Here is a 25239-nt window from a genome sequence, read left to right on the forward strand (position 1 = left end):
TCATTGTGCCTGACTCGGGCGTAAGCACGCTGCGACGCCATTTGCAGGCAATTCCGGCAGAAGCGTACGAAAAATCGTATGCAAAAGCGGGACTTTTTCTGACAACCGGTTCATGTCCGCTTCGTTACAGTTCGTGTCCCCTCGCGACAGGGGCGTGACATGAGGGATTTTATGAAAGGTAATTCAACGGGTTGGCGCGAGCCCCTTGGCCGGATCATCCTCCCGGTGAGCCTGGCGCTGGCGTTCGTGCTCTATACCGGCTTCCTTGATGGCAACCCTGGCGTTGCCACGTCCGAGTGGGCCCAACGCCCCTGGCATCTGTTCGCCAATGCCTTCCCTGGCCTGCTCTGCGCCACCCTGCTGCTGGTACTCACTCGCCGGGTCATCCTGTCGTTCGCCCTGGCCTTCCTTGTCCAGGGCATCGTGCTGGCGGTAAGCGCCATCAAAATGAAGAACCTGGGTTCGCCCCTGCTGCCTGCCGACTTCCGCATGGTGGGGCAACTGAAGAACGGTGGATTCCACCTGCTGGGCGGTTATCTGCCCGCCACCCCCCTGCCCTACCTCGCCATCGCGGCCACCATCGCGCTGATCGTGGCCCTCGCCCGTTATGAGCCGCCCCTTTTCGCGCGCCGCACGCATGGGCGCCGCCTGGTAAGCGGCATGGCCCTCGTCGCTCTCATCGCCACCCTGTTCGCTGGCATGCCCGCGTGGTCGCACATGTACGACAAGGACCGGCTCGGCATGCAGCCCTGGTCCGCGTCGGCGAACGCGGGCTACAACGGCGTGGTCACTACGCTCATGCAGTTCCGCCTGCAGAACGCGGGCAAGCAGATGAAGCCGGATCCCGCGGAAGCCAATCGTTTCATCAGCGCCAGCGATGCCGGCCTGCGCGAGCATATGGCGCAGGCAGCAACAAATACGCGCCAGACGCCCGATATCGTGGTGATCCAGAGTGAGTCGTTCTTCGATCCCTCGGTGATCAGGGGGCTGGAGCACGCCGATCTGGCGCCGAACCTGCACCGTCTCGCCGAGCATGCGAGCTCCGGCCAGCTGCACGTACCCACCTATGGCGGCGGCACCATCCGCACGGAATTCGAGGTGCTGACCGGCCTGTCGCTGCGCTACTTCCCCACCATGCAGTTCCCGTACCTGCAAATGCATGCGGGCGTCATGCCTGGCATGGTGCGCGCGCTTCGCTCGCATGGGTACGAAACCATCGCCGTGCACGGCAACGATCCCGGCTTCTGGAACCGCACGTCAGCATTCCGCTCGCTCGGCTTCGATCGCTTCGTATCGCAGAAGGATTTCCCGCCGGGCGCGACGAAGAACGGCGAGTACATGCCCGATAGCGCCATGACCGACGAGATCATGTCGCAGCTGAAGAGTGATGGCCCGCCGCGCTTTGTATTCGCCATCAGCATGGAAGCGCATGGCCCGTACGATAAGTCGGCGATCGCCGATACGGCCGAACGCGATGCCATTCCGGTGCCTGAGGGCATCAGCGATGATGCGAAGCTGCAGCTGCGCAACTACATCTACCATATGCGCCGCGCGGATGCGGAGCTGGGCCGTCTGGCCGATCTGCTGAAGCAGCGCGAACGCCCGACGTTGCTGCTCTTCTACGGCGATCACCTCCCTGCGCTTACCGAGACCTACGCGAAGGCGGGCTTCACGAACGGCCGCGACATGCTTACGCAGACGGTGCCCTATATCCTCATCGATGCGCACGGCGACGGCCCCGCACCGCGCCAGGGTGATCTGGCCGCGTGGATGCTGCCGGGACGCCTGATGGAGGATGCAGGCATTCACGATGATGCGTACTTCGCACTGACGCAGCTGGTGGCCACACCGCAGCTCGCCTCGCTGACGCATGCACCAGATGCCCCGGCAGCGCCCGAAGATGGGCAGCTGAAGTATACCGATGTCTCCATGGGCAACGTGGCCATGTTGCGTATCAAGCGCAAGCTGGATCCGCTGGTGGCGCAGTTCACAACGCCCGATCCTGCACTGGTTGCGCGCCAGGCGGGCTCCGCGGAAGAGGAAGCTGCTGCGGGCGCAGGGCAGTAGCACGCACGCGGCATGAACGCCGCTAACGCCACGCGCGTCACAGTTCTCACCGGCACGCACCACTAGCCTTCGTCCTTCCACTCGCTAACCGGGTGGCGGAACGGGGGCGCGTGCTGGCCGGGGTCGGTCGGCACTTCATGGACTCTACCCACCAAGGCAGGAGTCACACGCATGAAGAGTTTCGCTTCACTGAGCAAGGCAGTGACGCGCGCGAGCGCCATTGCCGCCATGCTCATCTTCAACCTCGCAGCCCACGCTGCCGACCAGCGCGCCAGCGCACCCACGCCTGAACTCACGCGGGTAGGGAGCATGCCCGCGCAAGCGAAGCCCTCAGGCGTTCCCGACGATTACGTCGTCACGCCCAATGGCTACTTTTCACCCGATTGCGTCGCAACAGTTCACCAGGGTGACGAATTACAAGCCAACGGCTTGATCCGTCGCGCCTCCGGCGTGAGCGAGAAGGCCCCAACCTGCGGCAAGGCGAACTTCTCGCTGCAAGGTGAGCGTATTGAACCGAACGGTCGGCGCAGCCTCACGGCCACGCCGCCGGAACAAAGCGGTTGGGTACAGGCAGCGAACTATTCGAGTTCAAAGCCCATTGGCCGCATCGTTGCAACGTGGACCGTTCCGTCGGCGCCATCAACGAAAGATGACCAGGTGATCTACTTCTTCCCAGGGCTCGAGCAACTTCCCACGGTGCAATCCATCCTGCAACCGGTGCTCGGCTGGAACGGCTATGGCGACAAAGCCTGGACGCTCGCCAGTTGGAACTGCTGCGTGGACGGCACCACGTTCCACAGTGATCCCGTCCCAGCGAAGGCAGGGGATGTCGTCGTAGGCGATACGTACTCGACCTGCGCCGCGGGGCAGGCGTGTTCGACATGGAAGATCGATTCGCGGAATACCACCACCGGCCAGACAAGTAGCTTGACCACGAACCCGTACGCGGACCTGACGTGGGTATTTGGTGGTGTGCTTGAGGTCTACAACGTCTCAACGTGTGGCGAGTATCCCGGAGGGCCGATCACTTTCAGCAATATCCAGGTGTACGATCGGAACAACACGCGGGTTTCGAATCCGCCGTGGCAGGGTAGTGATACATCCAGCATCAATCCGCAGTGCAATTACGGACTGAGTACGACAGCGACTTCCGCTACGATTTCTTACTGAGGCCGATCGCGCGCAAGCGCGCTCCTACAAAGGCCTTCGATTAACAAAAAAGGGCCCCGCGTTGGCGGGGCCCTTTTTCTTGGTGCAGGTGCCTGGAAGGCGTGGACTTAGAAGTCCATGCCACCCATGCCGCCCATGCCACCCGGGGCACCGTGGCCAGCGCCGTCGTCCTTCTTCGGCACTTCGGTCACGGCAGCTTCGGTGGTGATGATCGAGCCGGCGACCGAGGCAGCGAACTGCAGGGCCGAGCGGGTGACCTTGGTCGGGTCCAGGATGCCGAAGGCGATCATGTCACCGAATTCACCATTGGCAGCGTTGTAACCGAAGTTACCCGAGCCTTCCTTCACCTTGTTCACCACGACCGACGCTTCTTCGCCGGCATTGGTGACGATGGCGCGCAGCGGGGCTTCCAGCGTACGGCGGGTGATCGCGATGCCGAGGTCCTGGTCCTGGTTGGCACCCTTCAGGCCTTCCAGCGCCTTGAGCGCACGGATCAGGGCGACGCCGCCGCCCGGGACCACGCCTTCTTCAACGGCCGCACGCGTGGCGTGCAGGGCGTCTTCGACGCGGGCCTTCTTTTCCTTCATCTCGACTTCGGTGGCAGCACCGACCTTGATGACGGCCACGCCGCCAGCCAGCTTGGCCACGCGCTCCTGCAGCTTCTCGCGGTCGTAGTCCGAAGAGGTCTCTTCGATCTGCGCCTTGATCTGGCCGATGCGCGACTGGATCAGCCCGGCTTCGCCTGCACCATCGATGATGGTGGTGTTTTCCTTGGTGATGACGACGCGCTTGGCGCGGCCGAGATCATTGATGGTGGCCTTGTCCAGAGCCAGGCCCACTTCCTCGGAGACGACCGTACCGTTGGTGAGGACGGCGATATCTTCCAGGATGGCCTTGCGACGATCACCAAAGCCCGGCGCCTTGACGGCGGCGACCTTGACGATGCCACGGATGGTGTTGACGACGAGGGTGGCGAGGGCTTCGCCTTCCACTTCTTCAGCCACGATCAGCAGCGGCTTGCCAGCCTTGGCGACGGCTTCGAGCGCCGGGAGCAGCTCGCGCACGTTCGAGATCTTCTTGTCGTGGATGAGGATGAACGGGTCGTCCAGTTCAACCTGCTGCGACTGCTGGTTGTTGATGAAGTACGGCGACAGGTAGCCGCGATCGAACTGCATGCCTTCGACGACGTCGAGCTCGTTCTCGAGGCCCGAGCCTTCTTCAACCGTGATCACGCCTTCCTTGCCGACCTTCTTCATCGCGGTAGCGATGATGTCGCCGATGTTGGCATCGGAGTTGGCCGAGATGGTGCCGACCTGGGCGATGGCCTTGTCATCAGCGGTGGGCTTGGAGAGGGACTTCAGCTCGCCGACGGCGGCCACGACGGCCTGGTCGATACCGCGCTTGAGGTCCATCGGGTTGATGCCGGCGGCCACGGCCTTGAGGCCTTCCTGGATGAACGCCTGGGCGAGGACGGTAGCCGTCGTGGTGCCGTCACCGGCCACGTCGGAGGTCTTCGAGGCGGCTTCCTTCACGATCTGGGCGCCGATGTTCTCGTACTTGTCGGCCAGTTCGATTTCCTTGGCGACCGAGACACCGTCCTTCGTGACGGTCGGGGTGCCGAAGCTCTTCTCGAGCACGACATTGCGGCCCTTCGGGCCCAGGGTGACCTTGACGGCGTTGGCGAGGGTGTTGACACCCTTCAGCATGCGCGCGCGGACGTCTTCGCCGAAGCGGACTTCTTTCGATGCCATGGGATAAATCCTTTGGAATTTAGTTTGAAAAGGGAGAGCGAGGGGTCAGGCGAGCGAAGCTCAGCCTTCGATGACCGCCACGATGTCGTCTTCCTTCAGGAAGACCAGCTCTTCGCCGTCGATCTTGATTTCCTGGCCGGCGTACTTGCCGAACAGGACCGTATCGCCTTCCTTCACCGACATCGGACGGACCTTGCCGTCTTCCTGGATGCGGCCATTACCAGCAGCGATGACCTTGCCGCGGGTGGGCTTTTCGGTGGCGCTGTCCGGAATGACGATACCGCCGGCGGAGACGCGCTCCTCTTCCAGGCGCTTGACGATGACGCGATCGTGCAACGGGCGCAGCTTGCTCATGGTAACTCCAAGCAGGTGATTGATATGAATAAGAAAATGGCCACCCCGTTAGCACTTGGCCGGGGTGAGTGCCAGAATTCTAGCCAAAGCACGCCCCTAATCGGAAGAGCTTTGGATGGCGCAGACATGGCGGCGTACCGAAACCGTTCAAGGGCCGGCGGTACAAAAAAGCTAATCCGGAAGTGTGGCAACGCGGCTGCAAGCTAATCCGCACTCACCCGGTCATAATCATCGACGCCCTGATCCATGGAGCCACCATGCCGTCGTTTGCCCGCCTGATCCGGAGCCTGGCCGCCGTGGCCACGCTTAGCCTGTTCGCCCTGCCCGCCCTGGCGCAGGACGACGACAACCTGCTGCCGGTCACCCAGGCTTTCCACCTGACCTCCGATCCCAGCCAGCCGGGCGTGGTGAAGCTGCACTGGCGCATTGCGCCGGATTATTACCTCTACCGTGGCCGGATCAAGATCAAGGCAGCCGATGCTGCCGCGGTGAAGCTCGGCGAGCCGGCGCTGCCCGATGGCATCAAGAAGCACGACGAATACCTGGGCGACGTGGAGATCTACCACGGCGATATCGAGGCCACCCTGCCTTACACCCTGGCTGATGCGGCAAACAAGACGCTGGCCCTGGATGTGCAGTACCAGGGTTGCCACGAGGTGGAGCCGAAGATCTGCTACCCGCCCAACACCGAGCACCTGAAGCTCGCCATCGGCGCCCCGTCGACCATCCCGACCGATGCCCCGCCCGCCGCCCCGGCCGCTAAGGGCAATGGCGCTGCGCTGCTCGGCGCTCCGGCCGCCACCCCGGGTACGGATGCGCAGGCTCTCCCGGCCGACCAGGCGTTTCGCTTCGAAGCTCTGGCGAAGGACGGCAAGAGCCTGCTCCTGCGCTGGACGATGCCCAAGGACTACTACCTCTACCGCGACAAGACCGAGATCAAGGTGACTTCGCCGGCAGGCGTGACCGCGGGCGAGCCGGATTGGCCCAGTGGCATCGCCCATCACGACGAACACTTTGGCGACACCATCGTCTATTTCGACCAGGTGGAAGTACCGGTGCCGCTCAATGGTGCGGCCGCCTCGAACAAAGTGGAACTGGATGTCGCCTACCAGGGCTGCCTGGAAAACGGCATCTGCTACCCGGTGATGACGCGGCACCTGAGCGCGGACCTCGCCTCGGGCGCCGTGACCGTGGGCAACGCCGGCGAATCGGCCCCGGCCACCGCCGCGCCTGCCGAGGTGGCACCGACCCCACCGCCGGCCAACCTGATGCCGGGTGGCGAAGCGAAGGTGGGCTTCATCGCCGCCATCGGCCTGGCCTTGCTGGGCGGCCTCATCCTCAACCTGATGCCTTGCGTGTTGCCGGTGCTCTCGCTGAAGGCGATCACCGTGCTGGAAAGTGGTGAGAGCCCCGCGGCTGCCCGCAAGCATGCGCTGTGGTACACCGCCGGGGTCATGCTGGCCTTCATCCTGCTGGGCCTGGTGGTGGTCGGCATCCGCGCGGCCGGGCACGGCCTGCAGTGGGGTGCACAGTTCCAGCAGCCCGTCATCGTGGGCGCCCTCGTTTACGTCATGCTGGCGATCGGCCTTTCCATGTCGGGCGTGTTCGAAGTGGGCGGCTCGCTGGGCAACGTCGGCAGCGGCCTGGCCTCGCGCTCGGGCCCCACCGGCGACTTTTTCACCGGCGTGCTCGCCGTCGTGGTCGCCAGCCCATGCACCGCGCCGTTCATGGGCTCGGCCATCGCGTTCGCGTTTGCGGCGCCGCTCTATGTGGCGTTCCTCATCTTCGTGGCGCTGGGTCTTGGGCTTGCCCTGCCGTTCCTGCTGATGGGCTTCGTTCCCGCCGTGGCGCGCATGCTGCCCCGCCCGGGCCGGTGGATGGAGACGCTGAAGCAGGCCCTCGCATTCCCCATGTATCTCACGGCCGTCTGGCTGCTGTGGGTGCTGGCCAAGCAGCGTGGCGCCGATGCCGCAGCGCTGGTGCTGGGTGGTGGCGTGCTGCTGGCCATGGCCCTGTGGTGGTACGGGCGTAGCCGTGGTGGCCGGGTCGCCTGGGTGTTCACGGCGGCACTCGGAATCGGCGCCGTGGCCGCTCTATGGACGGTGCATGGGTTGCCCGCGCCGACCACCGCCCAGGTGGCGTCGGACGGTTCCGTGCCGTATTCGCCCGCGAAACTCGCCGAACTCCGCGCCGCCGGGACGCCGGTGCTGGTCGACATGACCGCCGACTGGTGCATCACCTGCAAGGCCAACGAGCGCGCCGTGCTGGATACCGATGCCTTCCGTGACCTGCTCAAGCGCACCGGCACCGTCTATATGAAGGGCGACTGGACCGACGTGAACACCACCATCGCCGCATTCCTTGAGCAGTGGCACTCGGTCGGCGTGCCGCTCTACGTGGTTTACCCCAAGGGCGGCGGCGATGGGAAAAAGCTTTCCACCGTGCTGACCCAGGACACGGTGCGGCAGGCGCTGGATGCCGCCTCGGGCCCATGAGGCGTGGGCCCACGCTCTGGATCGTCCTGCTTGCGGTGGCGGCGGCAGTGCTGGGCCTGTGGCTTGAACACAGGCGCCAGCACCCGGCGGAAATCAACGGCGTCACGATCGCGGTCGTGGGTGACATGGCACCCGATGCCGTCTGGCTCAGCACGGATGGCAAACCGCGACCGTTGAAGGACTGGCGCGGCAAGAAGGTGCTCATCAACTTCTGGGCCACCTGGTGCGGGCCGTGCCGGCAGGAAATGCCGATGCTGAGCGCCGCCGCCAGAGAGGCCGGCCGACATGGCGTCGTGATCCTCGGCGTCGCCGAGGACCTCGCACCGGCAGTCCGAACCCACCTGGCCAGGGATCCCGTGGCGTACCCCATCGTCATCGGTGCCAGTGACGCCCCCGGCGGCTCGCTCTCGTTCGGCAACACCCGCCAGGTGCTGCCATACAGCGTCCTGGTTGGCCCGGATGGGCGTATCCTGCGCCGCAAGATGGGCACGTTCAGCGAGGCAGAACTCGCCGAATGGCTCGCGCCCTGAGTCTTTAGGAACCCCCCATGGATACCCTTCCCTCACACGAGGAAGCCATCGACGCGACGCGAACGTGGCTCGAACGTGCCGTCATCGGCCTGAACCTCTGCCCGTTCGCCAAGGCGGTGCACAAGAAGGGCCAGGTCCGCTACGTCGTGAGCGATGCCACCCAGCCGCTTCAGCTGCACGAAGATCTGGTGCGTGAACTCGAGCTCCTGCGCGATACCGACCCGGAACAGATCGACACCACCTTGTTGATCCATCCCGGGGTGCTGGCCGATTTCATGGACTTCAACGAGTTTCTCGAAGTCGCGGACGATACCGTCGCCGATCTCGAACTGGAGGGTGAGATTCAGGTCGCCAGCTTCCACCCGGATTTCCAGTTCGAGGGCACCGGCAGCGACGACATCACCAATTACACCAACCGTTCGCCCTTCCCTACGCTGCACCTGCTGCGCGAGGCGAGCATCGATAAGGCGGTTGCGGCGTTCCCGGATGCCTCGAAGATCTTCGAGGCGAACATGGAAACACTGGACAAACTCGGCATCGAAGGCTGGAACAAGCTTTTCGCCCTGTAGGAGCGGGGGGGGGGGGGGGGGGGGGGGGGGGGGGGGGGGGGGGGCGGGGGGGCCGCGGGCGGGGGGGGGGGGGGGGCGGGGGGGGGGGGGGGGGGGGGGGGGGGGGGGGGGGCGGGGGGGGGGGGGGGGGGGGGGGGGGGGGGGGGGGGGGCGCGGGGGTGGCCGGCCCCGCGCCCCCCGCCCCCGGCCCCCCCCCCCCCCGCCCCCCCCCCCGGCCACCCCCCCCCCCCCCCCCCCCGCCCCCCCGCCCCCCCGGCCCCCCCCCCCCCCCCCCCCCCCCCCCCCCCCCCCCGCTCCTACATTTTCGGTGTATCAAGCCTGCTTCGTTGTCAGCAATTCATCGATACCCGCACGGAAGAACAGCTCACGGCGCACACGATCGGCCACCCCGTTGACGATCTCGGCGCCATCCTGTGACGGATCGACGTGCACGCGGAAGGGGCGCTTGCCGAACGGCATATCCACCACCTCAACGATCTTCGTGGCAACCTCGGCGGCGTCCGCATCGGCGGGCTCCAGCGATGCCAGGCCCTTCAGGATACGGTCCGGCATGCCCGCGTACGGACCTTCCATGTACTCCGCTTCCACCGCGGTATCCGATGGCTTCCCCGAATGCGCAAAGTGATTGGTGCCTTTGGTGAAGGCACCCGGGACCATGATCGACGTTTCAATGCCCCAGCGGGTGAGTTCACCCGCATAGCTGACGGCGAGCGAATCCATCGCGGCCTTGGCCGCGAAGTACGGTGCAAGGAACGGTGGCGTACCGCCGCGCGTACTGCTGGAGGAGACCCACAGGAGCAGGCCCTTGCCTTGCTTGCGCATCGCCGGCAACGCGGCGCGGTTCACCCGCTGCGTGCCCAGCACGTTCACGTCGTAGAGCTGTGCGTACTGCTCGGCCGTGAAGGCTTCGGCCGGGCCGAACACCATGTGACCCGCGTTGTGCACGAGCACGTCGAGACGGCCGGCTTCGCGCAGCACGCTGTCGATGGCGGCCCGGGCCGAATCATCGGACGTGACATCGAGTTCAACCACGCGAAGATCGACATGGCGCTCACGCGCTTCGGCCAGCACGGCTTCGGCCTGCTTCGCGTTGCGGCCGGCGATATCGCGCATGCTGGCGTAAACGGTGTGGCCGGCATCGGCCAGGGCGCGCGCGGTGAGCAGGCCGAATCCGCTGGACGCGCCCGTGATCAGGATGATCTGTTTCATGAGGTTTCTCCTTGGGCCTGGGCGCGAGTCAGATGATGCCGCCGTTGGCGCGAAGCACCTGGCCGTTGATCCAGCCACCATCGGGGCCGGCAAGGAAGGCGACGGCAGCGGCGATGTCTTCCGGCGTACCCAGGCGCTCCAGCGGCGCCAGCTTCGCGAGGTGGCTCACCAGCTCATCCGACTTACCGTTGAGGAACAGTTCGGTCGCGGTCGGGCCGGGGGCGACCGCGTTAACGGTGATCTCCTTACCGCGCAGCTCACGCGCCAGCACCACCGTGGTGGCTTCGATGGCAGCCTTGGTCGCGGCGTACGGGGCATAACCCGGTTGCAGGAGGCCCACCACGCTCGATGAGAAGTTGATGATGCGGCCGCCCTTGCGCAGTCGCTTCGCGGCCTCGCGCATGGTGTTGTAGCTGCCCTTCACGTTGATATCGAACAGGCGGTCGAAATCATCGTCCTTCATGTCGGCGATGGGCGACAGGCTCATCACGCCGGCGTTGTTCACCAGCACATCCACGCCGCCGTAGACTTCTTCGGCCTGGTCAAACAGGCGGCGGGCGTCCGCCGGCTTCGATACATCAGCCTGGGCCGTAATGGCCGTGCCGCCGGCGGCTTCGATGGCCTTCACCACCTCATCGGCGGCCTTGGCGCTGCCAGCGTAGTTCACCACCACCGTAAAGCCGTCTTCCGCCAACCGCTTCGCCACCGCCGCGCCGATGCCCCGCGAGGCGCCCGTCACGATGGCAACGTTGTTGTTCGCTTGCTCGCTCATTTGGAATCTCCGGATCCGGCGACAGTGCCGGGCGAAGAAAGCATGCGCGTTGTCGGTCACCGGATAATCCAGCTAAATTAGGCTTCACTATTCCTTGCGGTGGAACAAACGATGACCATGGACCGTTTCGACACCATGCGCTTGTTCGTCCGGATCGTGGAACGGCGCAGCTTTACGGCGGCCGCCGCGGATCTGGACCTGCCCCGCTCCACCGTCACCCAGGCCATCAAGCGGCTGGAGGCCCGTCTTGGGGTCCGGCTGCTCCAGCGCACCACCCGCCAGGTGAGCCCCACGCTCGATGGCGAGGCCTACCACCGCCGCTGCGTTGCGATCCTGGCCGATGTGGAGGATGCCGAGGCGGCGTTCACCGATGCCCGCCCCACCGGCCTGCTCCGCGTGGATATGCACGGCATTCTCGCCCGGCGGTTCGTGCTGCCGGCCTTACCTGCCTTCCTGGAACGTTACCCTGGCCTGCGTGTGCATGTCGGTGAAGGCGACCGGTGGGTGGATCTGGTTCGCGAAGGCGTCGACTGCGTGCTGCGCGCGGGTGACCTGGCGGATAGCAGCATGGCCGGACGGCGGATCGCCATGCTGCGCGAGGTGACCCTGGCCAGCCCGGACTACCTGGAAAGGCACGGCGTGCCCGCGACCCCTGACGATCTGGATGGCCACCAGGCCATCGGGTTCTTCTCGAGCGCCACCGGCGGCACGCTGCCACTGGAGTTCGTCGTCAATGGGGAGGTGCGCCAGGTGCAGTTGCCGTCCGTGGTGACGGTGACCGGCGCCGATACGAACAAGGCGCTCGCACGGCTTGGCCTGGGCCTGATCCAGGTGCCGTACTACAACGTGGTGGAAGACCTCGCCGCGGGTCGGCTGGTCGAGGTGCTGCCGGATTACCCACCCACGGAAACACCGGTATCGCTGCTTTACCCGCACAACCGTCAGCTCTCGCCGCGCGTGCGCGTATTCATCGACTGGGTGGCCACCACCTTCGCCGCGCGAGCGGGCGAAGGGGTACGCATGCTTTGAATCAGTTCTTCAGCGGGACGGTTTCAAAACCACCCTGGGGTGCGGCGCCCTGCGCCGGCGGGGGCGGCGGGTTGTTGCCCTGCGGGCCCACGACGCGGCTGCCACAGGTGTAGGCACCCCAATCCTGCGAGCCATCGTGCGGCTCGCCCATGGGTTTGACCGTATCGGCACCGAGCTTGGCGGCCTCGTTGCGGGCGAGCACTTCAAGCTCGTCGCGCACCTTCAGGTCGTTACGATCGACAGGGCCGACGCGGCTGGTGACGGAGACGCTCACCTTGCCTTGCTCTTTGCAGCTGCCGACATCACCGTTCCACGCCGTGCGCACGTTACGCGCCTTGTCGTCGAGCTTGATGCCCCAGTCGCACGCACTAAGCGCGAAGGTGGCGAGGGGAATGAGTAAAAGGACAGCTTTGCGCATGGGTGGCTCCGGGAGGTATCGCGTTCGCGGCCAATGCTAGCCCGATGAAAGCGAAGGCGCGATGAGAATCCTCACCGCGCCTTCGCCATCAGTCACTTGCCAGCCGGTTTCGTTGCCTTGGTGGCAGGCGCGGCCTTCGCCTTACCTTCCTTCACCGGGTTGCCATCCGCATCGATCACATGCACCTCGCCAAGGTTCAGTGCACGCACCGGGGCCTCGATCTTGCGCAGGTCGCCCACGATCACCCAGGTGAGCGCATCCGGCTTCACCACCGCGGAAATGGCGGCTTCGGCATCCTTCTGGTCCACGCCGTCGATACGTGCCTTGAGCGTCTGCACGTAATCGTCCGGGCGATCGTAGATGAGGATGCCATTCATGGCCGACATCACCGCCGAGGTCGATTCAAAGCTGCCCGGCAATGCACGAACGCGCTGCGAACGCACCTTGGCGATCTCATCCGCGGTCAACGGTTTGTCGCCGACCAGGCCACGCGCTTCTTTAAGAATCTCCGCAGCCGATTCGGCGGTCTTATCCGTCTGCACCGGTGCGTACAGCAGCATCGGGCGCTGGCCCTGGGCATCGGTGAGGATGCTGCCCGCACCGTACGCCCAGCGCTTGTCCTCGCGCAGATTCATGTTGAGGCGCGAGGTGAAGCTGCCACCGAATGCACCGTTCGCGATGCCGAGGTCCAGCGCATCCTTCGCCTTGGTCGGGGGCGCCAGCAAGCCGGCGAGCACGAGCGACTGCTGCGCATCGGTACGGTTCACCAGGAACACGCGCGGCTTCGCCTGGATGGCGACTTCGGCCACGTTCTTCTTCGGAATGGCGCTTGCTGGCGGCGTCCAGTCGCCAAATACGGCTTCGAGCTGCGGGAGGATCGCGGCCAGCGTCGTATCCCCCGCGACCAGGATGCGCACGTTATCCGGACGCAGGTAGTCGGCCTGGAACGTTGCCAGGTCCGCCGCGGTGAGCGAGGCGATGGCCTTCTCCGTGCCGCTACCGGTGAACGGGATACCGTACGCGTGGTTCGGGCCGTACAGCAGCGGCGGCAGCGAACGCAGCGCGATGCCTTCGGGCTCGGTCTTTTCCTGGGCGATGCCGGCGATCCACTGCCCGCGCACGCGCTCGATATCGTCGGCCTTGAACGCCGGGTTGCGGACGATATCGGCGAAGAGCTCCAGCGACGGCTTCAGGTCGGTGTTCAGCGCATTCAGGCCCACGCTGCAGTTATCCAGCGAGCAGCTGGCACCGATGATGGCGCCGAGGCGCTCCTTGCGGCGTGCCACTTCCACTGAATCGAGCGATTTGGTGCTCTCATCGAGCAGCTGCGCGGTGAAGGCGGCCGTGCCGAGCTTGCGCCCCTGGTCGGCGGCATAGCCGGCATTGAACAGCAGCTGCACCTGGGTCACCGGTATGGTGTGGCGCTCGGCCAGCACCACTTCGATGCCGTTCTTCAGCTTGCCGCGCTGCAGTTTCGGGAAGGTGAGGTCGGGGAACGTGGTCACCGCCGGCACGCCGCTGGCGCGATCCACCGTGGATTCATCGACGGTGTAGGTTTTGGCGGGCGGCAGTACGGCCGCCGGGCGGCCCTGCGCGTCGGCGAGGCCCTTTACCGCCTTGTCTTCCGCGGCGGGATCAAAGCCGGGCGCGGCCGGCAACACGGTCAGCGTGTAGCTGCCCTTGCCCAGCCATTCCTTTGAGGTAGCGAGCACGGACGCAACGGTGGCAGCCTGTGCGCGCTCGAGATCTTTCTTGTAGGCGCCGGGATCGTTCCGGTAGACCTGGCCCTCGGCCAGGATGGTGGCCTTGCCGCCGCCCCGGCCGCCGACCTTTTCAAGGCCACGCACGAAGCCCGCGCGGTTGGTCACCTTGGCACGTTCGAGTTCGTCCTCGGTCGGGCCCTTGGCGAGGAAATCATTCCAGACCTCGGCGATGGCCGCTTCGACCTTCTTCGGATCCACGCCCTTCTTCACGTCGACGGAGAGCTGTACCTGGCTCGACAAGGCGAACGGGGAGATACCTACGCTGACGTCGTCTGCCAGCTTGTCCTGGTAAACCAGGCGCTGGTACAGGCGCGACGTCTTGCCGCCACCGAGTACCGTCGTGGCGAGATCCAGGCCCACCGAATCGTCGGTGCCCAGCTGCGGGGCAATCCACGTGCGGATGATGCGCGCCTGCGCGACCTGATCGTGCTGGACGGCGGTGGTGTTCTTCTCCAGCGGGGTGATCCACGCCTGCTGACGCGGCACCGGCGGTCCCGCCGGGATGTCGCCAAAGTATTTCGCGGCCTTTTCCTTCGCCTGCGCCACCGTGATGTCGCCGGCCAGCACCAGTGTGGTGTTGGCGGCACCGTAGTAATCGTGGAACCACTTCTTCACATCGGCCAGCGAGGCCGCGTCCAGATCGGTCATGGAACCGATGGTTTCGTGGTGGTATGGGTGGTTTGCCGGATACGCGTTGAGCAGGATGTTCTCATCCGTTCGACCGTATGGGCGGTTTTCATCCTGGCGCTTTTCGTTCTGCACCACGCCGCGCTGGGTATCCAGCTCCTTCTGGCCGATGGCGCCGAGCAGATGGCCCATGCGGTCCGATTCCATCCACAACGCCATGTCGAGCGCGGTGGTGGGCACGGTTTCAAAGTAGTTCGTGCGATCGAACCAGGTGGTGCCGTTCAGATCGGTGGCACCCGCTAGCTCGAACGGCTGGAAGTAGGTGCCCTTGTGGTTCTCCGAGCCGGAGAACATCAGGTGCTCGAAGAGGTGCGCGAAGCCGGTCTTGCCGGCGGGCTCATCCGCCGAGCCCACGTGGTACCAGACGCTGACCGCGACAACGGGCGCCTTGTGGTCTTCATGCACGACCACGGTCAGGCCGTTGGGCAGCTGAAAACGGGTGTAGGGGATGTCGGGGATCGCATCGGGGGAGGTGGATGCCGCCGACGCGGCTCCAACGACGGTCATCAGCCCTGCGGCGAACAGGGCGAGGCGTTTCTTCATGCACGGCTCCTCGGGGCCTTCATGGCCCATGGCTCCCTGAGGCTAGCCGCTGCGGTCCTCCCCGCGCAATCGGTAGCTGCCCGTGTACGCGGACGGTGTCCGCTTTTCGCAGGACAGTGTCCGCGGACAGACACCGCAGCATCGTGCGACCTGACAAATCTCATACGAATCAGCTGATTGGCGCCTCTGAAAAGCTGGCACGGCGTTTGCGTTACTAGACACGCCCCGGGAACCACCGCCCCGGCAACACAAACCTAAGGAGAACGCCATGAAGTACGAACTGCCCATGCTGGCCACCCTGCTTGCCACCTCCATGCTGCTCTGCGCCCTCGTGCTCGGCGGCATGGCGTAACACCCCCTATCGCATCATCAAAGGAACCGATGTCATGAAGCACGAACTCCTCGTCCTGCGCAGCCTGCTGGTCGCCTCGCTACTGGTTTGCGGCCTGATCCTGGGCAACATGCTCACCTATCAGGGCAACCCGGTGCAGTTGGCCGGCGATGCCAAGGTGGCCCCGGGCGCTTTGAGCCTGGTCACCGCCAGTAGCTGCGCCCTGCCGCCCGATGGCATCGTTTGCCCGCGCGCGGCGTCATAATGGGGGCATGCCCCACGTCATCCTGTTCCGACCTGAAATACCGCCCAACACGGGCAATGTGATTCGCCTCTGCGCCAACACCGGCGCGACGCTTCACCTGATCCGCCCCCTGGGCTTCGAGCTGGACGACACCCGGCTGCGCCGCGCGGGCCTGGATTACCACGAGTTCGCCTCGGTCAATGTGCACGACGACCTCGCCGCCTGCCTTGCCGCCCTGGGCCAGCCCCGCGTCTTTGCCTTCTCGACGCGTGGCAAGCACCTGCACACCGACGTGACCTACACCGACACCGATGCGCTGCTTTTCGGCTGCGAAACGGCCGGCCTGCCCGATGACGTGCTCGACAGCATCCCGGAGCCGCAGCGTATCCGGCTGCCGATGCGCCCGGGCAACCGCAGCCTCAACCTTTCCAATGCCGTGGCTGTCGCCGTTTTTGAGGTCTGGCGCCAGGCGGGATTCGCGGGCGCCGGCTAGCCGCGACATCGTGGATACGTCGCGTGGAGGGCCACGGGCTACAATCGTGGCATGACCCCCGACCGTTCCTCGGCCGACGCTGGCCCCAACCGTTTCCTGCCCCGCCCCCTGCGCGCCCTCGCCGGCCGCGCGATGGAGGCGGCGCTCAACCGCGCGGTCGATCTCGACCCGGATACGCGCACCCGCCTCGATGTGCTCGATGGCCGGAGCGTCCAGGTCCATATGACCGGGCCGGAACTGGCGCTACGGATCACCGTGGAAAAGGGCCGCCTGCGGGTGGGGCCGCCGGAAGACGGTGGCAGCCTGCGCGTCACGGCCTCACCCGGCAGCCTGCTCGCCATGGCCCTGCGCCGCGATGACGACGGCGTGGCGCCCGGCAAGGTCGATATCGCCGGCGACGCCGAGCTTGCCCGCCGCCTTGAGCGCCTGGCCCGGCAATACGCACCCGATGTTGAAGAGGCCTTCGCGAAGACCTTTGGCGACACCCTGGGCGTGGCGCTGGCCAGGGCGCTGCGCGAAGGCCTTGCCCATGCCCGCGAATCCGGCCGCCACCTGGTAGAGGACGGTGCCGACTGGTTGCGTGATGAAGGCCGGGTGGCGGTCGCCCCCGGCGAAGCGGAAGCGTTCCTCGATGGCGTGGATGCCGTGCGCGAACGCACCGAACGGCTGGAAGCACGCCTTGCCCGCCTTGAGCGCAGCCGCAAGGGGACCGGCGCATGACGCCGCTGCATCTTGCACCGCGGCTGCTGCGCGTCGCCGCCATCTTGTTGAAGTACCAGCTCGATGAACTTGTCGATGGCGCGCATCTCTACCGCCCGCTGAAGCTGGTTCGGCTGTTCTTCCCCCAGGCACCGCTCGACGTCCGCAAGCTGCCGCGCGGCGCCCGCCTGCGCCTGGCGCTGACCGAGCTTGGGCCCATCTTCGTCAAGGCGGGCCAGGTGCTCTCCACCCGCCGTGACCTTGTCCCCTCCGATGTGGCCGATGAACTGGCGCTGCTGCAGGACCAGGTGCCGCCGTTCCCGGGTGCCGAAGCACGCGCCATTATCGAGCGCGAACTGAAGGCGCCGGTCACCACGCTGTTCGCCAGCTTCGATGAGGTGCCACTGGCCTCGGCATCCATCGCCCAGGTGCATGCGGCCACGCTGCACGATGGCCGCGAGGTCGTGGTGAAGGTGTTGCGCCCCGGCATCGACAAGCGCATCGCACGGGACATCGACCTGCTGCACTCGCTGGGCGAACTGGCCCAGCGCTGGCACCCCAACGCCGACAAGATCCGCCCGCTCGAAGTGGTCGCCGAAGTGGAGAAAATGCTCGACAACGAGCTCGATCTCCAGCGCGAAGGCGCGAGCGCCAGCCTGCTCCGTCGGAACTTCGCCAGCGGCGTGGACCTGTATGTGCCCGAAGTGCACTGGGACCTCAGCACCGAGCGTGCCCTGACGCTCGAGCGCGTGCGCGGCGTGAGCGCCGATGACATCGCCGCCATCGACGCCGCCGGACTGGATCGAAAGCATCTCGCCGAGAAGGGCGTGCGGCTGTTCTACGAACAGGTGTTCCGCGACAACTTCTTCCACGCCGATGCCCACCCCGGGAATATCTGGGTCGATACATCGCGGGTGGATGAGCCGCGCTTCATTGCGCTCGATTTCGGCATCATGGGCTCGCTGCCTGAAGCCGACCAATACTGGCTGGCCGAGAACTTCATCGCCCTGTTCGAACGCGATTACGCCCGCATTGCCCAGCTCCATGTCGCCGCCGGCTGGATGCCTTCCACGATCCGCCTGGATGAACTCGAGGCCGCGGTGCGCACCGTGTGCGAGCCTTACTTTACCCGCCCGCTCTCGCAGATCTCTATCGCGGAACTGGTGGTGAAGTTGTTCCAGACCGCGCGCCGTTTCGAGTTGACCCTGCAGCCGCAGCTCATCCTGTTGCAAAAGACGCTGCTGAACATCGAAGGCGTCGGTCGCATGCTCGATCCGGAGATCGATATCTGGGCCGTGGCGCACCCGGTGCTCCGCCGCATCCTGCGCGAGCGCTACAGCGTGCGCGCCACGTTTCGCGATGTACGCCGCCGGCTGCCCGAGTGGATCCATACCGCACCGCGCGTGCCGGAACTGGTGCGCGATGCATTGCGCCAGGTCGCCAGCGGCGAACGCCGTGAGGTCGCAGACCCACGCGCGCTGGTACAAGCGCAGGAAGAGGCTCGCCGCACCCGCCGCCTGCTGGCCTTCGGCATGCTGGGGTCGTCGCTGTTCATCTGCGCCGCGCTGGTCGGCACGCTAGCACCGCGTGGTCTGTGGCCAGCTGTGGTGGTGGCCGTGCTCGGTGTGGTGGCCTTTATTGCCGGCTGGCCGCGGCGCCACGCCTGAGCCCTGCCGTGCTTGAGATTCTTTACCAGGACGACGACATCGTCGCCGTCAACAAACCTGCCAACCTGGCGGTCCATCGCTCCAAGTTCGTCGGCCCCGATGATGCGTTCCTGATCGACCTGCTCCGCGAGCAGGTCGACGGTCGCCTGCACCTGGCGCACCGGCTCGACCGCGCGACCTCGGGCGTGCTGCTGGTAGCCCGCTCCCCGGAGATGGCGAGCGCGCTCGGCGAGCAGTTCATGGGCCGCACCGTAAGCAAGCGTTACCTCGCCGTCGTCCGCGGCTGGCCCGACCCCGCCGAGGGCACGATCGATTACCCGTTACCCGGCTCCCGTGATACCGGACCGCGACGTGATGCCACGACGGACTACCGCCGTCTAGCCACCGTGGAGGTCGACATCCCGCTGGGCCGTTATGAGAAGCAGCGCTACGCGCTGGTCGTCGCCGAGCCGCGGACAGGTCGTTTCCGCCAGATCCGCAAGCACTTCGCGCATATCCACCACCCGATCGTGGGGGATAGCCAGCACGGGCGCGGTGACCACAACCGCCTTTTCAAGCAGCACTTCAGTTCGCACCGGTTGTTGCTGCATGCCGAACGGTTGACCTTCACGCACCCCATGACGCAGCACCCCATCGCGATCAGCGCCAACCTTGACGATACGTGGCAACGGTTGGTTGCGCGCTTCGCGTGGGACGACGCCGTGCAAGCGCTCGTCACAGGTGGGGTTTGTGACGAGGCAAGCGGCGCCGGGTGTGCGTCACCGCCATGATGCGGACCTCGTCCGCTTCGCCTACGTAACGATAGGTGATTCGGTACGGCATGCGCGGAATCACGCTATGCCGCCGATCATTCCCGTCAGCGGAGAACGCGAATGGATGCGCGGCCAGCAGGTCAAAGTGATCGAGGATGACCTCGATCACGCTATCGATGCACGATAGACCGCGGTTCTGCGCAAGGTAGGACATGACGGAGTCAAGATCACGCTCGGCGGCTTCGGTAAGTAGCCACACAGCCACGGCTATCAGCCCTTATGGCGCCCCGCCTTGTAGTGCAAGAGCCTTTCGTGAACGCGCCGCCGCGCTTCGTCAGAGGAAAGCATCCCCTCAGTGCCCGCACTCATACCAGCATCGACGCCATCGAGCTTCGCTTTGAGCCAGGCATCGTATTCCGCCATCTGCGTGAGGGCGACCGCCCGATCGGGACGGGACGCTCGAAGCGTGCCGCTTTCGTACTCATCGGCGATGACCAGAAAGCGGGTGACGCCCAGACGGATAAGCTGCTGGATGGCGCTGTCGGCTGTGGTGAACACACGTATGGCGCCCGTCGCCGCAGCCAGCACGGGTGGACTAGCCTCACCTGTGATGACCCGAATAACCCAACCACCACGACGGCCGACCACTTCGACGTCACCGACGAGATCGGCGGCGACAAGCGATCGAAGCTTGGGCAGTTTGATGGCGTTTTCCACTTCGAAACCGATGGCCTTGTCGGATGCGGGCACGAGGTGAAGTTTAACGTTAAACATGTAAGAGCTCCAAGCCAGGACGGGAGCACTACGATCTCAAAGGTCTCTCGTACTGAAAGTCGGCCGATTCCGCCGTGGCACGTAGGCGGCGCCCACACCAATCGCGCTGCGTCATGACGGTAGGTTCGACACTGCTAGAATCCGCCACCGTCATGCTTATCGTCAGCCCAACCATCTCGATCCCCGAAAACGAGCTCATCGAGCGCTTCACGCGCGCCGACGGCCCGGGGGGCCAGCACGTCAATCGCACCGAAAGTGCGGTTGAGCTGCGGTTCGATGTCGCCAGCTCACCCTCGTTGCCGGAGGACGTGCGCGAGCGCCTGCTCGCCCGCCGGGACCGACGCATGACGGATGCGGGCACGCTGGTAATCCAGGCACGCCGCTTCCGCGACCAGGCCCGCAACCGCGACGACGCACGCGAACGGCTTGTTGACATCATCCACGCGGCGACGATCGTCGCGAAAAAGCGCTTGGCCACGAAGCCGACGCGGGCGTCGAAGGAACGCCGCCTGGCCGGCAAGGCACAGCGCGGCCAGACCAAGCGCACGCGCTCACGCGACTGGAGCCGTGAATGAGCGGCGTGCCTGTCGATTTTCCACCCAACGTCCCACGCCTGCCGGAGTCGTGGTTTCGGCGCCTTTGCCGCTGGACCATAAAGCGCACCGGGTGGCGGCTGGTGGGCGACATGCCCAATGAGAAAAAGCTGGTGCTGATCGGCGCACCGCACTCATCGAACTGGGATGGCGTATACGGTCTGATGATGTTGCAGGCGATCCGGCTGGATCTCGGCGTGATGATCAAGCGCGAGGTGTTCGATGGCCCGCTCGCGCCGATCGTTCGGCGCCTGCGCCTCATACCGATCGATCGCAAGGCGGCTACCAACATCGTGGACCAGATGGTCGAGCGCTTCGCCAGCGCCGACAAGTTGTGGCTGGGTATCGCGCCCGAGGGCACACGCAAAAAAGTGGAACACTGGAAATCCGGTTTCCTCCGCATTGCCCGTGCCGCACAGGTGCCCATCCAGCCCGTCTTCATCGATTACCCGACGAAGACGTTCACGCTGGGCCCACTGGTCCACACAACGGACGACCCGGACGCCGACATGTCACGGATCCGCGCCATGTTCGTGGGCTACCACGGCAAACGCCACGACGCCTGATCAGCCGGTGCCGTATTTCAGGCTGACCTTGTAGTCGGTGGGGATGCCGTAGGGATTGCTGACGATCAGACGATAGGTACCGGAAGGCAGCCTTGGGAAGATGGTGGAGATTCCGGTCTTGATCTCTCGCCAGACTCCGCCATCCTGGACTAATAGCGTAAGACGCCCCTTCGCCGCGGACGCGTTGATCGCGCCATCGCAGGGACTGTGCCATTGCGTCACGTGCTTCGACTCGCCGATGGCGAGCTTTCCGTTGTAGCTCAAGCGTGCTGAGTACGCTCGACAGTTGCTTGCGTGGGCGTTGCATGCCGACGCCGCAGCAACAAGACCAAGCGCTACCAAAGTGATGTTTCGCATTTCCACTCCTGCGGTTGATGGAGTGCCGACGCTAACAACGCCGCGGGTTACCGTTGCTATGTCCTCGCACGGTCGAGCGTATCCCCTACACACATTTCGGCTTCGCCCGCACGCCCAGCGCGCTTTTCGTCCAAGGACGACGCACACTCAAGCAGTCCTCCTACACTGATCACGGAAGCCATGGATCATCGTCAAGCGCCAAGAGGAGGACCAAATGCGCCTGACGAGCCAGCCATTGCTTTATGCGAAGCCCCCACCCTCGTATATCGGCCTCTCTATTGAGTCGCGAAGGATTGTCGATCGCATCGATCCACGATCCGTTCGCCCAAGCGAATTGCGGGGATTGGCTGAGAGCCTCCATAGAGATGGCGCCATCAGTGACGCGCAGAAGCTTGAGCTTTGCATCATCAGAAAGCCGTACGCCGCGGACGTCGACGACAGCCCGCTTGATCTCGTTGGGACCATCGAATCGGGGGTCACGTTTGCCGCCGGGTTTCAGCAATACGTACCAGGGTCGGGGTGCGCCGCCTACTACGTTGGCATGGCTCGATTCGTTCACTGGCTCGATTCAACGGCGCGACTGCACCGCCCCGTCTTCAGCGGATGGGCATAGTGGGCTACCGCTCCGAATGCCCCGATTCATCGTAATCGCGATGCGTAAGTAAGCCTGGTTTGATCAAGTCAATAAACGCCCTGGCCTCCGGGCTGAGAAACTTGCCCTTCCTCATCACCACGCCATAGCTTCGTTGTGGAAAGTACTGACGAAGATTGCGCACGACGAGGCGTTCGCGGTCTGCATCGGTGATGCAGATGCCGGTGACAATGGAAATGCCCAGCCCCATGGCCACGTACTGTTTGATCACATCCCAGCCACCGACTTCGATCGCCACGGTGTACGGCACCCGGCGTTGCTGGAACACCATATCCACAAGACGGAATGTGGTGAGACGCTGCGGCGGAAGGATCAGTCCGTAAGGCGAGAGGTCTTCCAGCCGGATCGCATCCTTCGATGCCAGGGGATGGTCCGGCGGCATGATCAGCATCGGGTCGTAGTGGTACACGGGCGCCCACGCAATGTCGTTGGGCACGTCGAGCATCGAGCCGATCGCGATATCCGCTTCATCGGCGCGCAACAACGCCATGCCGTCCTTGCCGGTGACATTGGCTAGCTGAAGCTGTACTTCGGGGTAGCGCTCCCGGTACGCCTTCACCAGATCAGGAAGCAGGTACTGGATGGTCGAGGCGCCAGCGGCGACCGTCAGGCGCCCCGACTGCTTGCCGCGGGTCTTCGTGGCGAACTCGCGGTCCAGGTTCTCGAACCCCTCGACGAGCGGGCGGGCCATCTCATAGAGCACTTCGCCCGCATCCGTCAGGGTAATGCGGCGTCGGGTGCGCTCAACGAGCGGCACGCCCAGTTCTCGTTCAAGCGCCTGAAGCTGGAGGCTCACCGATGGCTGAGACAGGAAAAGCGCCTCCGCAGCCCGGCTTAAGGTACCCAGGCGGGTGATGTACACGAACGCGCGCAGCTGCTTCAGCCGGTTGCCCTTGTAGTAGAACCGGTTGACCGGGTCGGCATCGGATACCACCGCTTTGGCCGCACGCCGGCCCGCTGCCGGCTTCTGGGGCTGCTTTCTTGGCGTATTCAGCTTCCCCGGCATGGATATTTCCTCTTCAAAACCAGTGATCTACATGCGGCATTAGCTTTGTTAATGATATGGATTGAAACATATGCTTTGTCAACACACGGCGCCCGGCCGTAGCTTGAGGTCCAGACCCAGAGCTGGAGGCAGGACCGATGGCCGTTCCGAAGAGCGTGATGAATCCCCTGGCTGGCGTCCGTCTGCACGGTGCCGACGAAGCCTATGCCGACGTGCTTACGCCAGCCGCCCTGGCCTTTGTCGCCGACCTGCACCGCCGCTTTGATAGCCGCCGCCTGACCCTGCTGGCCGAGCGGACGGCTCGCCAACTGCGTTATGACGGCGGCGAGCTGCCAGACTTCCGCGCGGACACCCAGGCGATTCGCGAGGGCGAATGGGAAATCGCGCCGATCCCGGCCGCGCTGCAGGATCGCCGCGTCGAAATCACCGGCCCCGTCGAACGGAAGATGATCATCAACGCGCTGAATTCCGGCGCAAAGGTGTTCATGGCCGACTTCGAAGATTCCAGCGCGCCCACGTGGGGCAACCAGATCGAAGGCCAGCGCAACCTGCGCGACGCCGTCGCAGGCACCATCGAGTTCACCAACGCCGGGGGCAAGCGCTACGTCGTCGGCGCCGATCCGGCCGTGCTCGTGGTTCGTCCCCGCGGCTGGCACTTGCCGGAACGCCACGTGGAAATCGACGGCGATGTGCTGGCCGGCTCGCTACTCGACTTCGGTTTGTTCGCGTTCCACAACGCGACGTCCCTCCACGCTCGCGACCGCGGCCCGTATTTCTACCTGCCGAAGCTGCAGTCGATGGAAGAAGCGGCGCTGTGGGATGACGTGATGGCACACGCGGAAGATACGCTCGAGCTGCCGCGCGGCTGCATGAAAGCCACGGTACTGATCGAGACGCTCCCCGCCGTGTTCCAGATGGACGAGATCCTGCACGCGTTGCGCACACGCGTCGTCGGCCTCAACTGCGGCCGCTGGGACTACATCTTCTCGTACCTGAAGACATTCCGTGCCCACGCCGACCGCCTGCTCCCGGAACGCGGCCAGGTGGTCATGACGGTGCCGTTCCTCAAGGCCTACTCGGAGCTGCTGATCAAGACCTGCCATCGGCGCGGTGCCTTCGCCATGGGCGGCATGGCCGCGCAGATCCCGATCCGCGGCGATGACCAGGCCAACGAAGCGGCGATGGCAAAGGTTCGCGCGGACAAGCTGCGTGAAGTGACCGCAGGCCATGACGGCACGTGGGTCGCACACCCCGCGCTCGTGCCAGTCGCCAAGGCAATCTTCGACGAACACATGCCGACACCGAATCAGCTGCACGTCACCCGTGAGGATGTCACCGCCAGCCGCGATGTGCTGATCGCACCCGCTAACGGCACCGTGACCCGCGCCGGCTTCGATAACAACGTGGAGGTGTGCCTGCGCTACACGGCGGCATGGCTCGACGGCCAGGGTTGCGTGCCCATCCACAACCTGATGGAGGACGCGGCTACGGCGGAGATCGCGCGTGCGCAGTTGTGGCAATGGTTGCATCACGGCCCGGTCGAGTTCAGCGACCACGCGCCGATCACCCTGCCGCTGTTCGACCAGGCACTTTCCGCTCATACCCACCGGCTTCGTGCATCGAACCACCCCGGAGCGGCACGCGCCGACCAGGCCGCCGCATTGATCAAGGCACTGACGCACGCAAGCGAACTGCGCGACTTCCTCACCCTGCCCGCCTACGAACACCTGGCCTGATGCATTCCTTAA

The 25239-nt window shown here is 65.0% G+C and carries 25 protein-coding genes; 15 read left to right on the plus strand and 10 right to left on the minus strand.

Annotated features, from left to right (window positions below):
* The first annotated feature begins 171 nt into the window (after window positions 1-171).
* Complete coding sequence (locus ABIE56_RS03050; RefSeq protein WP_429242367.1) at window positions 172-2067, plus strand: LTA synthase family protein; 1896 nt, start codon at window positions 172-174, stop codon at window positions 2065-2067.
* Window positions 2068-2238: 171 nt separating this feature from the next.
* Complete coding sequence (locus ABIE56_RS03055) at window positions 2239-3237, plus strand: hypothetical protein (RefSeq protein WP_429242368.1); 999 nt, start codon at window positions 2239-2241, stop codon at window positions 3235-3237.
* Window positions 3238-3344: 107 nt separating this feature from the next.
* On the opposite strand, the gene groL is transcribed toward ABIE56_RS03055, so the two are convergent.
* Both groL and groES read right to left on the minus strand, forming a co-directional pair.
* Window positions 3345-4988, minus strand: a complete 1644-nt coding sequence (gene groL / locus ABIE56_RS03060; RefSeq protein WP_429242369.1) for a chaperonin GroEL — start codon at window positions 4986-4988, stop codon at window positions 3345-3347.
* Between the two features lie 60 nt (window positions 4989-5048).
* Window positions 5049-5342 (minus strand): co-chaperone GroES, encoded by a 294-nt coding sequence (groES, locus tag ABIE56_RS03065; RefSeq protein WP_139979471.1) that lies wholly within the window; start codon window positions 5340-5342, stop codon window positions 5049-5051.
* A 257-nt stretch (window positions 5343-5599) separates the two neighbouring features.
* Between groES and ABIE56_RS03070 the strand changes: the two genes are divergently transcribed.
* From ABIE56_RS03070 to ABIE56_RS03080, 3 genes are read left to right on the plus strand one after another with little or no spacing between them, the layout of a single operon-like run.
* Window positions 5600-7837: a protein-disulfide reductase DsbD family protein gene (locus ABIE56_RS03070; RefSeq protein ID WP_429242370.1), complete on the plus strand. Its 2238-nt coding sequence runs from the start codon at window positions 5600-5602 to the stop codon at window positions 7835-7837.
* The gene (locus tag ABIE56_RS03075) at window positions 7834-8367 is read left to right on the plus strand and encodes a TlpA family protein disulfide reductase (protein WP_429242371.1); all 534 of its coding nucleotides are present in this window, start codon (window positions 7834-7836) and stop codon (window positions 8365-8367) included. The genes ABIE56_RS03070 and ABIE56_RS03075 overlap by 4 nt, the downstream gene beginning before the upstream one ends.
* A 17-nt stretch (window positions 8368-8384) precedes the next feature.
* Complete coding sequence (locus ABIE56_RS03080; protein ID WP_429242372.1) at window positions 8385-8936, plus strand: DUF1415 domain-containing protein; 552 nt, start codon at window positions 8385-8387, stop codon at window positions 8934-8936.
* A 312-nt stretch (window positions 8937-9248) separates the two neighbouring features.
* Here the strand turns inward: ABIE56_RS03080 and ABIE56_RS03085 are convergent, their stop codons facing one another.
* Window positions 9249-10145 (minus strand): SDR family oxidoreductase, encoded by an 897-nt coding sequence (locus tag ABIE56_RS03085; protein ID WP_429242373.1) that lies wholly within the window; start codon window positions 10143-10145, stop codon window positions 9249-9251.
* A gap of 28 nt (window positions 10146-10173) precedes the next feature.
* Window positions 10174-10917: an SDR family oxidoreductase gene (locus tag ABIE56_RS03090; RefSeq protein WP_429242374.1), complete on the minus strand. Its 744-nt coding sequence runs from the start codon at window positions 10915-10917 to the stop codon at window positions 10174-10176.
* A 117-nt stretch (window positions 10918-11034) separates the two neighbouring features.
* Here ABIE56_RS03090 and ABIE56_RS03095 point away from each other — a divergent pair, with 117 nt between their 5' ends.
* Entirely contained in the window at window positions 11035-11946 is a 912-nt protein-coding gene (locus ABIE56_RS03095) for a LysR family transcriptional regulator (protein ID WP_429242599.1), read from the plus strand.
* 1 nt (window position 11947) lies between these two features.
* On the opposite strand, the gene ABIE56_RS03100 is transcribed toward ABIE56_RS03095, so the two are convergent.
* A complete protein-coding gene (locus ABIE56_RS03100) occupies window positions 11948-12364 on the minus strand; it encodes a DUF4156 domain-containing protein (RefSeq protein WP_429242375.1) in 417 nt (138 codons plus the stop codon).
* A 92-nt stretch (window positions 12365-12456) separates the two neighbouring features.
* Window positions 12457-15357 (minus strand): M16 family metallopeptidase, encoded by a 2901-nt coding sequence (locus ABIE56_RS03105; protein ID WP_429242376.1) that lies wholly within the window; start codon window positions 15355-15357, stop codon window positions 12457-12459.
* 386 nt (window positions 15358-15743) lie between these two features.
* Between ABIE56_RS03105 and ABIE56_RS03110 the strand changes: the two genes are divergently transcribed.
* From ABIE56_RS03110 to ABIE56_RS03130, 5 genes are read left to right on the plus strand one after another with little or no spacing between them, the layout of a single operon-like run.
* On the plus strand, window positions 15744-15953 hold the full coding sequence (locus ABIE56_RS03110; RefSeq protein ID WP_429242377.1) for a hypothetical protein: 210 nt from the start codon (window positions 15744-15746) through the stop codon (window positions 15951-15953).
* A 7-nt stretch (window positions 15954-15960) separates the two neighbouring features.
* Window positions 15961-16425 carry a tRNA (cytidine(34)-2'-O)-methyltransferase gene (locus tag ABIE56_RS03115; RefSeq protein WP_429242378.1) on the plus strand — a complete coding sequence of 155 codons (465 nt, stop codon included), beginning with the start codon at window positions 15961-15963 and terminating at the stop codon, window positions 16423-16425.
* Between the two features lie 51 nt (window positions 16426-16476).
* Entirely contained in the window at window positions 16477-17145 is a 669-nt protein-coding gene (locus ABIE56_RS03120) for a ubiquinone biosynthesis accessory factor UbiJ (protein WP_429242379.1), read from the plus strand.
* Window positions 17142-18791, plus strand: a complete 1650-nt coding sequence (ubiB, locus tag ABIE56_RS03125; protein WP_429242380.1) for a ubiquinone biosynthesis regulatory protein kinase UbiB — start codon at window positions 17142-17144, stop codon at window positions 18789-18791. The genes ABIE56_RS03120 and ubiB overlap by 4 nt, the downstream gene beginning before the upstream one ends.
* A gap of 8 nt (window positions 18792-18799) precedes the next feature.
* Complete coding sequence (locus ABIE56_RS03130) at window positions 18800-19561, plus strand: pseudouridine synthase (protein WP_429242381.1); 762 nt, start codon at window positions 18800-18802, stop codon at window positions 19559-19561.
* On the opposite strand, the gene ABIE56_RS03135 is transcribed toward ABIE56_RS03130, so the two are convergent.
* Both ABIE56_RS03135 and ABIE56_RS03140 read right to left on the minus strand, forming a co-directional pair.
* A complete protein-coding gene (locus tag ABIE56_RS03135) occupies window positions 19506-19808 on the minus strand; it encodes a type II toxin-antitoxin system RelE/ParE family toxin (RefSeq protein ID WP_429242382.1) in 303 nt (100 codons plus the stop codon). The two genes, ABIE56_RS03130 and ABIE56_RS03135, sit on opposite strands and share 56 nt — an antisense overlap.
* Before the next feature lie 5 nt (window positions 19809-19813).
* Window positions 19814-20317, minus strand: a complete 504-nt coding sequence (locus ABIE56_RS03140) for a hypothetical protein (RefSeq protein ID WP_429242383.1) — start codon at window positions 20315-20317, stop codon at window positions 19814-19816.
* 152 nt (window positions 20318-20469) lie between these two features.
* Here ABIE56_RS03140 and arfB point away from each other — a divergent pair, with 152 nt between their 5' ends.
* Window positions 20470-20892, plus strand: a complete 423-nt coding sequence (gene arfB / locus ABIE56_RS03145) for an alternative ribosome rescue aminoacyl-tRNA hydrolase ArfB (protein ID WP_429242384.1) — start codon at window positions 20470-20472, stop codon at window positions 20890-20892.
* On the plus strand, window positions 20889-21476 hold the full coding sequence (locus tag ABIE56_RS03150) for a 1-acyl-sn-glycerol-3-phosphate acyltransferase (protein WP_429242385.1): 588 nt from the start codon (window positions 20889-20891) through the stop codon (window positions 21474-21476). The genes arfB and ABIE56_RS03150 overlap by 4 nt, the downstream gene beginning before the upstream one ends.
* Here ABIE56_RS03150 and ABIE56_RS03155 read toward each other — a convergent pair whose 3' ends face one another.
* Window positions 21477-21833 (minus strand): hypothetical protein, encoded by a 357-nt coding sequence (locus ABIE56_RS03155; RefSeq protein WP_429242386.1) that lies wholly within the window; start codon window positions 21831-21833, stop codon window positions 21477-21479.
* Between the two features lie 214 nt (window positions 21834-22047).
* Between ABIE56_RS03155 and ABIE56_RS03160 the strand changes: the two genes are divergently transcribed.
* A complete protein-coding gene (locus tag ABIE56_RS03160) occupies window positions 22048-22446 on the plus strand; it encodes a hypothetical protein (protein ID WP_429242387.1) in 399 nt (132 codons plus the stop codon).
* Window positions 22447-22450: 4 nt separating this feature from the next.
* On the opposite strand, the gene ABIE56_RS03165 is transcribed toward ABIE56_RS03160, so the two are convergent.
* Complete coding sequence (locus ABIE56_RS03165) at window positions 22451-23491, minus strand: LysR family transcriptional regulator (protein ID WP_429242388.1); 1041 nt, start codon at window positions 23489-23491, stop codon at window positions 22451-22453.
* Between the two features lie 137 nt (window positions 23492-23628).
* On the opposite strand from ABIE56_RS03165, the gene aceB reads away from it, so the two are divergent.
* Window positions 23629-25227 carry a malate synthase A gene (aceB, locus tag ABIE56_RS03170; RefSeq protein ID WP_429242389.1) on the plus strand — a complete coding sequence of 533 codons (1599 nt, stop codon included), beginning with the start codon at window positions 23629-23631 and terminating at the stop codon, window positions 25225-25227.
* The last annotated feature ends 12 nt before the right edge of the window (window positions 25228-25239 follow it).

Origin of the sequence: Luteibacter sp. 621 (assembly GCF_050435445.1) — a bacterium.
Taxonomy (GTDB): Bacteria; Pseudomonadota; Gammaproteobacteria; order Xanthomonadales; family Rhodanobacteraceae; genus Luteibacter.